The sequence below is a fragment of the Dysgonomonas termitidis genome (assembly GCF_054657735.1).
In genome coordinates this window covers 764,877-779,765 of record NZ_BAAHYD010000002.1, presented here as the reverse complement: position 1 = coordinate 779,765, position 14,889 = coordinate 764,877, and the positions used below count along the sequence as shown (strand labels likewise).

The following is a 14,889-nucleotide window of genomic DNA, read 5'->3' as shown; positions in this document are numbered from 1 at the left end:
ACTGCGATATCCGGCGGTTATTGGGGATATCGCAGAGGACATTGCAGAATTACCTGGACAAGGGCCTTATCCCTTATTCCCAGATGGGGCACAAATGCTACTATAAGATCTGGGATGCAGAAGAATTTATTGTTATTGTTTTTCTAAAGAGGATATTATCAGACGAATTTCCTATTTGAATTTCAAATTCTCCGGGTTCAACAACCTTATCCATCCTTGCATTGTAAAGAGCCAGTACCGAAACCGAAACCTCAAGCTCAACTTTCACTTTTTCCCCGGCTTTTATAAATTCCTTTTTGAAAGCTTTCAGTTGATGTACAGGTGTAGCCACCGAACTTATTTTATCTTTTACATACAACTGTATCACCTCTTTTCCATCTCTCTTCCCTGTGTTTTCCACTTCTACTGAAACTTTGATTGTCCCGAATTGAGAGAAGATACTATCATTCAACACACAGTTCGAAAACCGGAAATCAGTATAGCTCAGGCCATATCCAAAGTTCCACAGAGCATATGGCTTCTCAAATATATAATGCCCCCTCGGCTCTTCGTATGATCCTCCACTGTCGAACTGTTGTTCACGGTCGGTGGGAAGATAGTTGTAGAAACAAGGGGTATTGCCTGTACTACGAGGAAAGGACACATTCAGTTTTCCCGAAGGATTTACATTGCCTACTAAAATGTCTGCCATTGAATTTCCCTGCTGCTCACCACCATACCATTGAGTAAGAATAGCATCTGCGTTCTCCTTTACCCATGTCATCACCATCGGTTTTCCGGCTATAAGGACAACTATCATCGGTTTCCCCGTAGCTTTTATGGCTTTCAGTAAATCTTGTTGCCTGCCCGGCAGGTCAAGGGATGAAAGATCGAAGCCTTCTCCGGCGGTCGACTTGTCAGGGCCTCTTCCAAGATATGTACTTCTGGTACCCACGGCAACTATCGCTATATCACTTTGCTTTACCAGTTCTACAGCCTTCTTTATATCGCTGGCGTTCCGGCTCCACCAGTCGCAACCATCAGCCTGGGTAATAACGGCTTTCTTTCCGATTACATTTTTCAATCCCTGATACAGAGTCACTCCTTCTTTTGTGTCGCTGCCTGTCCAGGAATAATCACCGAAAACAGTCTGGTTGCTATTCGGCCCTACAACGGCGATCTTTTTATACTTATTCAGGTTGAGAGGCAATATGTTGTTTTCATTTTTCAGCAGGATAGCGCTTTCATCCGCTATCTCTTTTGCCAAAGCAACTTTCTCAGCATTGCGCACTACTGATTTTACCTTTTCAGGCTCCCCGAAAGGATCGTCGAAAAGACCGAGTCTGAACTTCACGGTAAGAATGCGGCGTACAGCCTGGTCGATGTATTTTATATCCATCTTTTGATTCTTAACCAATTCGGGAAGACGTTCATAGGTCCAGTCGACATTCAGGTCAACTCCGGCCTCAACAGACATCTGCGCAGCCTCTTCCGGAGTTTCTACGGCATAATGAAACGATTTGAGGCGTTCTACAGACCCCCAGTCGGAATATACGTATCCATCGAACCCAAGTTTGCCGCGAAGTATATCGGTCATGTAATAAGAGGAACCTGCCGTAGCCACACCGTCATAAGCACTGTAGGCGCTCATCACCGACAATGGTTTTGTTTCCTGTATTACCCTTTGGAAAGGATACAGGTAGAGGCTCCACAGTTCCCTTTCGCCACCGCTTACATGTGCACAGTTGAGGCCGCCAACGGGCGTACCATGCGCCACAAAATGCTTGGGCATGCAGGCAATACCTTTATTCTGATATCCTCTCACAAATCCGATTCCCATTTCGGCAATCAGGTACGGGTCTTCCCCAAATGTTTCTTCAACACGTCCCCAACGTAATTCCCGGGCGATATCCAACACGGGAGACAATACCTGACGGATGCCGATGACGCGGGCTTCATCTCCGGCCGCTTCAGCCATCCGTTGTATCAATGCAGGATTGAAGGTACTGCCCTGCGCTATGGCATGGGGAAACAACGTGCATTGATTTTGTAAAATACCCTGAATACCTTCTGCGGCTGTCAGCAACGGAATCCCCAAACGTGTATTGTTAAGCATATATTGTTGAGTCTTATAGAGTATATCGGCACACTCCTGAGCCGACTTGCCCATTTCGTGAGTCGTTCCGAAGCTTCTGCCATCGAATGTTTTTTCCACCTCGTCAATGTTACTGTTGGGCTTGTTCTGCATTTGCCATACTTTCTCTTCCAGCGTCATTCTGCCGAGCAAATCCTCTACCCGTTGTTCAATGGGAATATTCTTATCCTTATACAAAGGCTTCCCGTCACCGGCTAAAGCCATATTGGCTATAAATACCAGTCCCGTTACTATCAAACTAACTTTTTTCACCCTCTTATGTCTTAATTATTAATATATTAGATATTTATCATTCATTTGTCAGCATATAATCCCGGGCCATCAAATTTATACCTGAACCAATTGAAATCGGCTATACCTCCATCAGAAAGGGTATTATAGGAAAAAAGACCAATGCGTGCTCCTTTCCAGTCACTGGAGCGAAGAGCATAGGGTTCCCCTACAGGGATAAATTCTTTATTATCGAGACTGAAAAATAGCTGATGTTGATTCTTTACCGCATCCAACGATGCTTTGAAATAAACTCTACCGGAAGAAAGAGGCAGTATATTGCTAACTTTTCCGTCATTCTCGGAGTAGATATAGTACTTGCCATTATCATTAACGACACCTACCGCGTTAAACAAATTACCGATGCAGAACAATCCGGCGTGTTGCCCGTTTTCCATCTTATTATAATCGACTTCTGTTGAAGCATCTCCATGATAACCGATAGCTTTTTGGGTAATCATATTTCTGGAAGAACGGAGGTTTTCAGCCTTCAGTGCTTTCAGCCTCAGATATCCTTTGCGTTCGGTCAGAGACCAGTTGGCATGTACAGGATTGTGATCGAATTGCCATTGGGGTTTCAATTTGGAAGATGAAAACTCATCACTACCCTGAGAGGCAAATATCTTACTTTTTTTCTTTGTTTCGGGCTTGCCCCATTCACTTACAGGCTCGCCTATTCCATTCCCGTCAATATCTTTGCCTATTTCAGGCCAGCCGTCTTTCCATATTACGGGCTGTAGATGTACAACACGCCCCAGCGGATTCGTATCCTGGAAATGATAGAACCACCATTCGCCATCGGGCGTATCGACTAAAGAGCCCTGATGGGGCCCGTTTATCTTTGTACTGCCCTGCTCGAGTACAACTTTTCTTTCGTATGGCCCATAAATATTTTTTGACCTCAGTACTGTTTGCCAGCCTGTGGCAACCCCTCCTTCGGGAATACTCATATAGTAATAGCGGTTCATTTTATGTATCTTGGTTCCTTCCGCAACAGGCCCTTCATATATCGTTACTCCCTCGTCCAGCAAACGTGTGCCGTCAGGGCTCATCTTATGCAGAATGATAGGGCCTGCACCCAGCCGGCTTCTGCCAATGTAAGCCTGACCGTCTTCGTCCCAGAAAGGGCAAGGATCTTCCCAACCGCTTATGTGCTTTACATTCAGTAAAGGAGACCAGGGCCCCGCCGGATTTACGGCATTCGACATAAACAGTCCTTCATTCGGCGTACAAAAGAATACCCAGAATTTGCCGTCATGGTAGCGGATTGCCGGAGCCCATGAGCCGCCTCCGTAACGCTCATTCTTTTCCCATTCCGGGAAATCGAATTTGTCATAAATCTGCGCTATGATTTTCCAGTTTACCATATCGTCCGATTCCAGAACAGGCATACCGATATAATGGAAATCGGAACATACCATATAGTATTTATCCTTAACACGTATCACATCCGGATCGGAATAATCGGCGGCAAGAACAGGGTTTATGTATTTACCGTTACCCTGGTCGCCCCACGGTACATCCTGCGCATGAATAGTTATTGTAGCTAAGGCAAAGGCAAGCAGGCAAAGTTGTTTTTTATAAAAAGTCATAATCTATATTGTTTAAATACTGGATGAGGCTATCCCAAAAGTAAAATTACACTATTAAATTGTTACCCTCTTTGTCATTCTGAATGCAATGAAGAATCCAGACTCTCCGGATACGGGATGTTTCACTCCATTCAACATGACAAAATGATATAAAAAATACTTTTGGGACAGTCTCCAAGAACAGAATAACCTACAATCTTGTATTCACTATCGTCTATTAGAAACTCTATTTATTTTGGCTGATTATTATAAGGGCTTGCTGTCAGGACAGGCTCTTCTCCTGCTTTCAGAAGACTTTCATCAAACTCTATCTGAATGTTCTTCGATTCCCCGTTCAGTAATGTAAAATAATTATCGTTCAGTATGGCCGGCAATATCCTTTCCTTTGTCTTCGAATTATGCAATTGCACCCATACTGCAAAGGCGGCGGCAGGAGAAGAGGACGGGTTGGTTATTTTTGCTTCCACAATACATTTCCCATTCCGCTTTACAACCTTCGATGCAACCTTCAGATTCACTTTTGGCAAACTGTTCAATGCCGTAAAATCATTTCTGTCTGTTCCTCTCCAATAAGTATTTTCGTCAACGATATTACCCTTATTGTCTTTCAGTGTCAGACGGACAAAGTGTACATCTGTCAGGCCTTCGTTGTGCTGTGTACCGCCATATACTTTGAATTCCCATAAAGAATAACCCCAATCGGAACCTCTTTTTATTCCTTGCATACGTACATATCTGGCTGTAACATCATCAAAATAGATGTCATGGAGGCCTGTTTCCCCATGTTCTTCGGTATATACGTCTTTCCATTCTTTTGCATCGGAAGACACTTGTATTTTATATTTTTTCCCGTAAGCATCTTCAAAATTCAGCCCCACGCCATACACATTTTCGTCTTTGCCCAGGTCTACATACACCCATTGATCGTCCTGCCCCCGGCTACTCCATCTGGTGGTCATGTTTCCGTCTGTTATATCTTTAGGCGTACCTGTTTCTGTCGAAGAGGCAACGACTTCTTTACCTGTTGCGATATTATTATTGGTATAGAATGGGATAGTGAAAGCATTTGTCGCCGTATTTATATACGAATCCACTTTTGCCGAGTTGCTCAATCTGCTGACTTCTTTTCCATCGGAATTATACACGGCGGCTTCTGCTGTCAACCCTTTATGGTCTTCCGATGTAGTGTTTATCACTTTTACCGAATTGTTGTACGGGTTCCATTGGATATGCAGTGGGACACAGGCGTTTTTGGCACCCCAAAAAGCTCCCGTAAGGTCATAATAGTAATCGTATGTTTGCCAAACCATAGATGGATACGCCGATTGACTCATCCAGATAAGTATGCCTGAGGCGTCGTTCCACATATTGTCCAGCCACCCCTCATACATAGCCTGATTGGTTTCAATATTCAGCAATTGGGCTTTCCTGCAAAAATCTTCGATTCCGGTGGGTGTTCCATATCTTTCGGCGATTGTCTTCTCATATTTATCGGGAGTTGCATTGAATGCCAGTTGCCCGAAGAAATGCTGGTTCCACATCTCGTTTCTAGGCCATAGTTTGTCTTCCGGCATGAATTTTTTGAAACTCTCGTAGTTAACAAATACAGCCGTACCTATCTCGGTTCTCAGGCCCCAGCTTACATTTCCTTTGGTGCTGCTGGCCGGGTATTTTATGAAATACCAACGAGGGTCGAAATTACCCCATACACCACTGCCCGAAAGGTTGTCGTCATTCGACTTTGCCTGATAGTACCTGTCTCCGGCATCGAAGGTTGCAATATTCTCTTTCAGCCAATTTTTGAGAGGGGCAACCGGATAGCCTTCATTGTTTCCACACCAGACAGCTATACTCGGATGATTCCTGACACGCTTTATTTTTTCGATTGCATTTTTGTTGAAGGCATGAATATCGGCAGGAAGTACAGGATTGGCATTCAGCCAAAAGTCATCCCATACCAGGATTCCGTATTTGTCACATGCTTCATAGAACTCGTCATCGGTAGTCGATCCCAGCCAGTTGCGAATCATATTGAAGTTCATTTCCTTGTGCAGACGGATTTTTGTATCGTACTCGTCGCCACGGCAACGCAACAGATATTCAGACATACCCCAGTTGCCTCCTTTAAGGAACACACGCTTTCCGTTGACAGACACATGCAGAACATCACCATCGGTATCGTAAGAATAGCGTTTGATACCGAATTTTACTTCTTTTTTGTACGAAACATTCTCTCCAACGCTAAGTTCCAGGTTGCAGGTGTACAGGTTCGGTTCGCCATAACCATTAGGCCACCATAACCGGGGATTATTGATAACCAACTCTTTAAACTTGTTTTTATTCAAATCCAGCTCCATCGTACTATTTCCCCAGATTCCGCCCAGGTCTTGTGTAAATTGTATATTTCCGGGATTTATGGTAACTTTCAGTTTGGCAGATTGATAATCGGGGGTTGTATTCTTCACACTCATTTTGATAGACAGATCGGCCTGCGCATTAGTTGGCAAGTCTGTCCTTACCCATGGGTCTTCTATTATCAGTGCTCCCGTATTCGACAAGTATACCTTATCTGTTATACCGGAGTTTAATCCGGGCACATAGGGCATCCAGTCCCAGCCTGCGCTCGAAAGATAGGTAGGGCTACCCACATTATTCAATGGCTTTTGAGGGATATGAACAATTACAACAAGTATATTATTCCCATCTTTTTTTGCGATCGAACTTATGTCAAATTTTCCCCGTTCCATGAAACCGTCTAATTCTCCAAGCCTCTTTCCATTCAGAAATATTTCTCCTTTGCGGTTGATACCTCTAAAATTGAGCCATGTTTTTTCTTTTGTGAATGTCCCGGGTATGGAAAATTCGGCACGATAGACAAAACTCTTATCGTACTTTGCCTTATCTACCTGAGATATATTGTCTGCATAATTCGGGTCTTTTTCCAAACCGGCCTCTACATACGATATGAACACTGTTGCGGGAACTATAGCTCGGACCCAATCATCACTGTTGTAGCCCGGCTGAAAAAGTGGATCAATATCCCTGATCTCATCCTGGGGCTTTACTTTCCATTTTACGTTAGGATTGTTGCTGTCGAGTGATTCTATTACTTGAGCAGATAATAATGCAGGAAAAAGGAATATCCCTAAAAGAATACTTATAAATATCTTATGTTGTACCATTATATAAATTTGAAAATCTGACATTTCAAGATTTGACTACCGCCAGATATAATTTTTGAATAATTTTTCTAAAAGGCAGAACCTGCATATCTGTCATGCAGATTCTGCTATATTTTAATATTAAAGTCCCAATATCATCAGTTTAATCCAATTGATATGATACCATGTATTTGAGCCGGGTATCGTAACAGTCCAGCCTAAGGTTACCGTCTCCGTGTCCTCCAGTTCGAAATATATTATATGGTTACCGGAAGCACCTCCATTCTGCCTTATTTCATGCGCTAAAGTATTACCTTCGGCATTTTGGATGTCAGGCAAAGCGGAGCCTTTGGCTATGGCAAACATGGAAGTTGCATTTCCTCCAAATCCGTCACTGTAATATTCGAGTGAATATTTTCCTGCAGAAAGTGTGATTGTCTGATATATTTTACCATTTGTAAAACCAGAGCCGCCCCAGTCCTGCGATTCCAGATGAATGACCCCTTTCGCATCCGTAGACCATCCTCCGGCTGTATTGCCGTTCTGGTTGAGTATATTTGATGTACACTGCCAGTCTTTCAGCACTCCCCACTTGCCGCTTCCGTTGTCGGCACGCAGGAACGGATTACCCGGATTTTTAATCTGCACCCGTGTTATATCTTCTTTGGCGACCATATCTTCTACTACAGCTTTAAAAGTGTCGATGGCAGATATATTGGGTAAATAATAAGCCTGTAAATTGATAACACTCATGCTTTTATAGTTTTTCAACACAGTTTCTTCATCTGCTGTCAGGGCCTTAAGCGTATGGATATCTCCATTGATATCCTCATAATTGATTTTTACGAACGGGGAGGTTTCATCTCCATTATACCACCTGATAACAGCACTGTCCCCTTTCATCTCAATATCTTTGACAGCCCTGTTGTAAAGGCCGGCCTTATATTCCGCCCCGTAAGAAATACCTGTTTTCTTTATCGTTATAGAAGGTATGCCTTTGTCATCGTACGAAATCACTTCGAAGTTATATCTCCCTTCGGGCAGGGCAATCGGATAGAACAATGTGTCCACACCGCTTGTCCTGTTGATGTCCAGCATCAGTGAATCTTTCCGGCTGTTCCAGTACACTTTTACCTTTCTTATCTTAGGGTCGGAAGTCAGTAAGCCTGTAAACACCACACGTTCGTCGCCCGAACGGAAATTTACCGAGTCGACAATGCCAGTGTAAGTCGGAACACTATCCACATATTTCAGATAATCATCCATATCTGAACATGACGTCAATTTGCAACACAAAAAGATTATATATCCTAACCAGAGGAATTTGATTGTATTTTTCATTGTAATCGTTTTTTAATTATCATCACCCCATACTGTTATTTCACCAATACACATATTTGTATTACCCGACCAGTTTTTAGTACAAACGATACGCAAGTACCTCACTTTCGGCATTTCGATAGATATATCAGCATCATCTCCGTTACGGCCTGCCGTCCGGTCATCTTCTGTTATTATACCGATAGATAATCCCGATGGTTTTACGTTTATTATCGAAACCAGTTTTGTCCACGAATCGAAGCTACCCGACGGATCAGGGTCCAGAGAACCCCATATTTCATAGAAGCGGGGAGATACATCGTTAAACCAGTGCTTATCGTCAGGGATCGTTTTTACGTTGACGCGGCTCAGTTTGGCTCCTACACCCAAATCGAATGAAATATGTTTTGGAATGGTACTTGCATCGTTTCCGGTATGGGCTGAGTTACCATTGACAATGTCATCCCACATATATTCCAGTGAGCCTCCCCATTGTGTTGCAGCAGCATCGTTAGGAAAAACAACCGGACGGAACAACGATTTATTCAGTTTTACTTCATAAATAGGTGTGAGATCTTTGTACAGCGTATCCGACAGGTTACCCCATTTGTCGCTCACCACAACTCCGAATAAACGTGGTTCGGCTGCATATCCCCTTATTGCAAATTTTGCGCTGTCGCGTGCCGTATAGAAAGTCTCGGCAACCATTTGCGAGCCGTCTACATCTGTAGTGATTACGATAAAGGACAAATCGGCTTTTGTTTCATTTTTGAAGGTAAAGCTCATTCCTCCGAAATCAGGCTGTACTTTCAAAGACCTGGCTGTAAGTTGTACCTGAGGTTCCAGTGGATTAATCTTAATCGCAAGAGGTGCCGACTTGTTCTCACTACGGTCTACGGCATACAGGTTGACAGTATATTCGTCTGTATCGCCAAAGCCTTCTACCTTAATCTTGTTTGTATAGTATGAAGCCCTGAAGTCGAAAATCTTACCGTGCTTATTTTTATATTCTGCTATAACATACAGCAAATCGTCATCAGATGGCAGGCTGTATGTAATCAGGGCTGCACCCGGCATATTCTCCACGACTACATTAAATACCTGCCCGGGGGCTTTGTCATCCTTGTCTATCGGTGAGTTCTCATCATCTTTACAGCTTTGCAGCGAAAATAATGAAACCATCATCCCTAAAAATATTATAAATAAATTATGTTTTTTCATAATCAATCTGTTTATAGTTCTTTACCAGCCCGGATTTTGTACCAGACTCTTATTGTAATAAAGCGATTCTTCCCGCAATGGCCACAAATAATCGCGTGGAGCTACGAATTCCTGATCAAATAAAACTTTCGGCCTATAGTATGCTTCAGGAACTTCCTGATCGATATCCCAACCGTGTATTTTCTGGTTCAGCACAGTAGCTGCCGTTTTCCATCTCCTCAAATCCCAGAAACGTTGCCCTTCAAATGCAAGTTCGACGGTACGTTCCTGATGGATTATTTCGCGAAGTCCGGTTTTAGTCTTAAATTTATCCGGCTTAGTAGAGTATGTTGTCCATGACTCATTCACTCCTTTCAACCCGGCCCTTTCGCGCACCAGATCAATCCATTCCAATGCGGCAGTCATTTGGTCGCTTTCATTCAGGGCTTCTGCATAAAGCAGATACAGGTCTGCCAAACGCAGTTCAGGCCAAGGAAACCACTCTGTGGTAGAACTATTGCTTGATAATACAAATTTCCAACTGATAAGTTTTTTAGGCCAGTACCCTGTCACAGAATAATTATACGCGCCAAGTTTTGCCTGAGGTTGTCCCATACGTGCTTTTACGGTGAAAGTGTTTTCATCCGAACGGCTAGGGCTGTTTTGCATATACCATACAGATCCATCGAAAGCAAGATTTGCATAATAACGGTTTTCACGGTGATAATTGAGCTTTGCAGTCGCATAGCCTTCAGCCAGATTAAAGCGTTCCTGCGTTCCGGCAACCTGACTGGTATATCTGCCCGAATAGTCCCATGTCTTATCTTCATTTAAAGGTACGCCATTATCAGTATAAAAATTATTGGCAATTTCAATTGTAGGATTCAGACGTTCCTGTGCAGCCCACATATTTCCGAGATTCGCAGGGTCTATGCGCGCCATGCACACAGATTGCAGAGAGTTTACAGCCCTTCCCGACAGTCCCCAGATAAGTTCGTTGTTCCATTTCTCGCCAATACTATTCCTTATACTCATTTGTATTTTGGTCGTGTCGGACAAACGATCATTCGTATGGAAAGTATATAACTGTATATTATTCAATTTACATGATTCTATCGCATCATGGCAAGCTTCAGCCGCTTTTACCCATTTGTTCTGGTCGTATTCGGCATTAAACAAATGTGCACCCTCTTTGTCCGTAAAATCAGTATAGTCCGGATTGCCATTGAATAACGGACTGGCTGCCGTCACTAATAGCTTGGCCTTCAATGTCAGGGCAATGGGTTTGGTTATACGTCCAAGTTCTTCTGTCTTATTTGTAACCTCCTGCGGCAAGTATTCATAAGCCTCATCGAGCAGACCGGCTATATAATCTACAACCTCATCCACAGAACTGCGTTTCTTCTGCATTTCCAACGGAGGCGCATCTATCGCAATATTCTTGTCCACAATAACAATCGGACCATACATTCTGAACAGCAGGAAATGATAATATGCCTTTAGGAATTTAACTTCTCCAATCCAACGTTGTCTCATCGTTGATGTCAGGTCTGGCACTTTGTTGGTATCTTCTACATTTTCCAGAAAAATATTACAATCGCGCAGTGCTTTATATAGTGCTTTACCACCCCTATATCCTTCCCAGTAATTCATATACGGATTATTCGTATTTTGTTGCCCCCGGGCAATCATCCACGGATCAAATTCGCTTCCCGGATAATATGCCCACAATTCATCTGCACCCATAAGGCCAACATTGCCGGTATATTCGTGATGGGCAGGGATATATGAGTAGCATGTCATCAGGTATTTTTCTGTTTCATTCTTATTTGCAAATGCATTTTCGAGTGTTGCTATTTTATCGGGAACAATATCCAGATAATCGCTGCAGGAGAAAAGACCGCCGATAAGTAAAATAGACAACAGTATTTTTTTTGTAGTCATAATATCGATTGTTAAAAGTTAACTTGTATACCTAGGTTAATAACTCGCTGAACAGGGTAGCCCAAGCCATTCCCTCCCATTTCAATATCCCAAAGGTCGAACCCACTGAACAATAACAGGTTTGTTCCTGATGCATAAGCCCTGAGTGAACTTACATGAAGCTTTCTCAATATGTGTTCAGGGAATGTGTAGCCAACTTCCACACTTTTCAATCTGAGGAATGCACCATTTCTCATAAACCACGTATTACGCGGGTCAGTGTTGTTACGCACAAGAGTCGGACTTAAGCGCGGCCATAAGGCGTAAATATTGCGGTTGCTTTCAGACCAGTGGTTGTCCGCATAGGCCTGTATAAGAGGAACGTCACGATGGTAAGGATTGTCGTTATCCGGGGTTTTATGGTCGAAAGGGCTTGTATCCTGAGCATTTATCCAGAATGACGACCGTGCCGAACCCTGAAAGAACATAGAGAAATCGATCCTGTTATTTCCTGCCGAAAATCCAAATCCATACACTATTTCGGGTACAGTAGGATAACCGATCGGCACCATATCGGCATCTGTTATTACTCCATCTCCGTTCATATCTACATATTTAATATCACCCGGGCCGTATTCACTCCATGTTTGCCGGGGAGAGTTGGCGACATCGTATTCGTCGATGAATAAGCGTTCTGCAATCAAACCATATTGCTGGTTGAGTGACTGGCCTATATGAGACCGGTATTTTTCATTATATTCCGGCTCTTCATATTTCAGGAATTCACTATGGGCATAAGTGAAATTTCCTCGGGCCTGTACCCAATAGTTTTTAGGCAGCATCTTCTTATAATCTAAGGACATATCCACGCCGTTGGCCCTGGCTTCACCTACATTCGCCCTTACTGCAGCAGACAAGCCCATCGATGGGGAAATAGACCTGTTCATCAATATATTTGTCCGTTTTTCGGTGAAGTAATCTATCTGGAATTCGAAATCATTGAATAAACCGAGTTCCATACCGAAATTCGATTTATATGATTTTTCCCATCCTATATCACGGTTTTCATATCGCTGTATTGATATACCGTTTTTCCCGTATTGGAAATTTTCTCCGAAGGAGTAAGATTTATCACCGTCATTCATTTTTACATTTGAAAGATAAAAGAAACGGTCATCTTCGCTACCGATGGCGTCATTTCCGACAAGCCCGTATGTAGCTTTCAATTTTAATTTGGAAACGACCTTGCTCATTGGCTTCCAGAACTTCTCGTTAGAAACGGACCATCCGGCTCCAACTGCGGGGAAAAAGCCATAACGGTTGGTTTTATAAAAACGTTCCGAACCATTATATCCAAAATTGAATTCGGCCATATACCTATTGTCATAGGCATAAGTAAAACGTCCGGAAAGCCCCTGGTTCCTATAAGGCAGTGATTTCTGCAAATCGCCCCTGTTTGCTTCCAGTTTCTCGCGGCGCTGGAATACGAGCATGCCTCCCACATCGTGTTTCTCGTCAAATTGCCGGTTATATGACAATGCTGTTTCTATATAAACAGCCGATGATATATCTTTGGAATTCTCCTTATAATCAAGATATTCTGTCGGATTATCATTTTCGTTGATTTGCGCTATCGTATATGAATCGGTTAGCTTGTCGTACGAACCGACAGCATAATAATAAGGATTGTATTTGCGACTGATACTATAGTATGAATACCGGGAAGTATTGAACATAGCCCTCACATTGAGCCCCTGCGTAATAAAACGTAAGTCCTGTTTCAGCTCAATCGTTGCATCCATCTGGGATCTTGCATAGTCTGTATACCCCTTTACCATTTCCGCATAAGGATTCGTATAATCTGCACTTGTTCCTGCACTTTCCTTTCCTCGCGTAGCATTCCCGAACAGGATATGGTTAGCCTGAGGTTGCAATGATGACGGGTAATATGCAGGAAATAACACCGGGTTTGTCCCCATTATTTTCTTATACATAGCTTCACCTCCGTCTATTGGCCCGGTATAATCATCGAAAGTCCCGCTTAGCCGTACTATAGCTTGTGTCGTCTTGGTCAGGTCCAGATTTATATTTGATCTTAACTGATATGTCTCTAGATTGATATTATTATTAAAGTTATTGCGCTTATCCATTTTCAGGTTTCCGTTGTCCTTGTTGTAAGACGCTGCGACATAGTAACGTCCGATACCTCCGCCTCCGCTGATATTCACATTCAGCCGAGGGTTATAAGCTGTATTTTTCATCAGCATCTCACGCCAGTCATTAGCCGGATAAACATAAGGATTAAGTCCCTGCCTTGTCCTGTCTATTTTTTCGTAAGAATAAGGCAACGCTTCCTGCGGATTCCGGGTCCTTGTAGCCTCATTAGCCATTTGCATAAATGTGATAGGGTCAGCCAATTGAATGTTGCTTGTGTTGGACGACCAGGAATTTTCGAAACGTACCGATACTTTCAATGGCCCTTCTTTACCCTCTTTTGTCGTTATCTGAATAACCCCGTTGGCTCCGCGAGCGCCATAAAGAGCGGTAGCGGTAGCATCTTTTAATATGGAGAAAGCCTGTATATCGTCAGGTTGTAAACGGGAAAGATCCGTTGATGTAGACTCAATGCCATCTATCAGGATAAGAGGGTCCTTCTTATACCCGAAAGTAGTAACTCCGCGTATGAAGAAGTCGGCATTATCCTTGCCCGGTTCCCCGCTGCGCTGATAAGCAATAATTCCGGATAAACGCCCAGCCAGAGCGGTGGTAAGGTTACTTGACGGAACTTTCAGTTCACCGGGGTTAACCGTCGAAATAGAGCTGATCATACTCTCTTTCTTCTGTGTGCCGAAAGCGACGACAACCACATCGTCCATCTTCACGGCATCTTCCTTCAGAACGACATCGATGGATGTCTGGTGCTTAACATCCACTTCGGCTGTCTGCATACCAATAAAAGAATATACCAGCACAGCTTCAACCGGTACATTTTTCAGGCTATACTCCCCATTGGCGGATGTCATTGTCGCATTTGTTGTCCCCTTTACCAGAACGGTAACCCCTGCCAGAGGCAGATCGCTTTCATCTTTTACGATACCCTTTACAGCTATCCGTTGTTGTAGATCTTCGCTCGTTTCATTAATCCCATTGACCGCAAATAAATGAAACGGGAATAACATCAGAAGCGAAATAAGAATACAAGTCTTGAATAAAGACCCAAATCTTATACATTGTGTTTTTCTCATAAGATTAGATTAGTAAATTATTATTGAGTGAATATGTGTATATA

7 protein-coding genes are annotated in these 14,889 nt (G+C 43.1%); all 7 read right to left on the bottom strand.

All coding sequences use genetic code 11. The features are described from left to right. Nucleotides 1–100: 100 nt before the first annotated feature. Nucleotides 101–2,338 (bottom strand): glycoside hydrolase family 3 N-terminal domain-containing protein, encoded by a 2,238-nt coding sequence (locus ACYQ3L_RS07305; protein ID WP_380001991.1) that lies wholly within the window; start codon nt 2,336–2,338, stop codon nt 101–103. A gap of 89 nt (nt 2,339–2,427) precedes the next feature. Further along, a complete protein-coding gene (locus tag ACYQ3L_RS07300) occupies nt 2,428–3,996 on the bottom strand; it encodes a glycoside hydrolase family 43 protein (RefSeq protein ID WP_380001977.1) in 1,569 nt (522 codons plus the stop codon). A gap of 230 nt (nt 3,997–4,226) precedes the next feature. Beyond that, complete coding sequence (locus tag ACYQ3L_RS07295) at nt 4,227–7,178, bottom strand: discoidin domain-containing protein (protein ID WP_380001979.1); 2,952 nt, start codon at nt 7,176–7,178, stop codon at nt 4,227–4,229. A gap of 120 nt (nt 7,179–7,298) precedes the next feature. After that, a complete protein-coding gene (locus ACYQ3L_RS07290; RefSeq protein WP_380001981.1) occupies nt 7,299–8,498 on the bottom strand; it encodes a DUF4998 domain-containing protein in 1,200 nt (399 codons plus the stop codon). 12 nt (nt 8,499–8,510) lie between these two features. Continuing rightward, nucleotides 8,511–9,698: a DUF4959 domain-containing protein gene (locus ACYQ3L_RS07285; protein ID WP_380001983.1), complete on the bottom strand. Its 1,188-nt coding sequence runs from the start codon at nt 9,696–9,698 to the stop codon at nt 8,511–8,513. Nucleotides 9,699–9,719: 21 nt separating this feature from the next. Then, nucleotides 9,720–11,621, bottom strand: a complete 1,902-nt coding sequence (locus ACYQ3L_RS07280) for a RagB/SusD family nutrient uptake outer membrane protein (RefSeq protein ID WP_380001985.1) — start codon at nt 11,619–11,621, stop codon at nt 9,720–9,722. A gap of 11 nt (nt 11,622–11,632) precedes the next feature. After that, nucleotides 11,633–14,845 carry a SusC/RagA family TonB-linked outer membrane protein gene (locus tag ACYQ3L_RS07275; protein WP_380001987.1) on the bottom strand — a complete coding sequence of 1,071 codons (3,213 nt, stop codon included), beginning with the start codon at nt 14,843–14,845 and terminating at the stop codon, nt 11,633–11,635. Nucleotides 14,846–14,889: the final 44 nt, after the last annotated feature.

What these genes read in the sequence shown, in the direction of transcription:
- ACYQ3L_RS07300 (WP_380001977.1), bottom strand. Translation starts at nt 3,996, where the DNA reads ATGACTTTTTATAAAAAACAACTTTGCCTGCTTGCCTTTGCCTTAGCT.
- ACYQ3L_RS07280 (WP_380001985.1), bottom strand. Translation starts at nt 11,621, where the DNA reads ATGACTACAAAAAAAATACTGTTGTCTATTTTACTTATCGGCGGTCTT.
- ACYQ3L_RS07290 (WP_380001981.1), bottom strand. Translation starts at nt 8,498, where the DNA reads ATGAAAAATACAATCAAATTCCTCTGGTTAGGATATATAATCTTTTTG.
- ACYQ3L_RS07285 (WP_380001983.1), bottom strand. Translation starts at nt 9,698, where the DNA reads ATGAAAAAACATAATTTATTTATAATATTTTTAGGGATGATGGTTTCA.
- ACYQ3L_RS07275 (WP_380001987.1), bottom strand. Translation starts at nt 14,845, where the DNA reads ATGAGAAAAACACAATGTATAAGATTTGGGTCTTTATTCAAGACTTGT.
- ACYQ3L_RS07295 (WP_380001979.1), bottom strand. Translation starts at nt 7,178, where the DNA reads ATGGTACAACATAAGATATTTATAAGTATTCTTTTAGGGATATTCCTT.
- ACYQ3L_RS07305 (WP_380001991.1), bottom strand. Translation starts at nt 2,338, where the DNA reads ATGGCTTTAGCCGGTGACGGGAAGCCTTTGTATAAGGATAAGAATATT.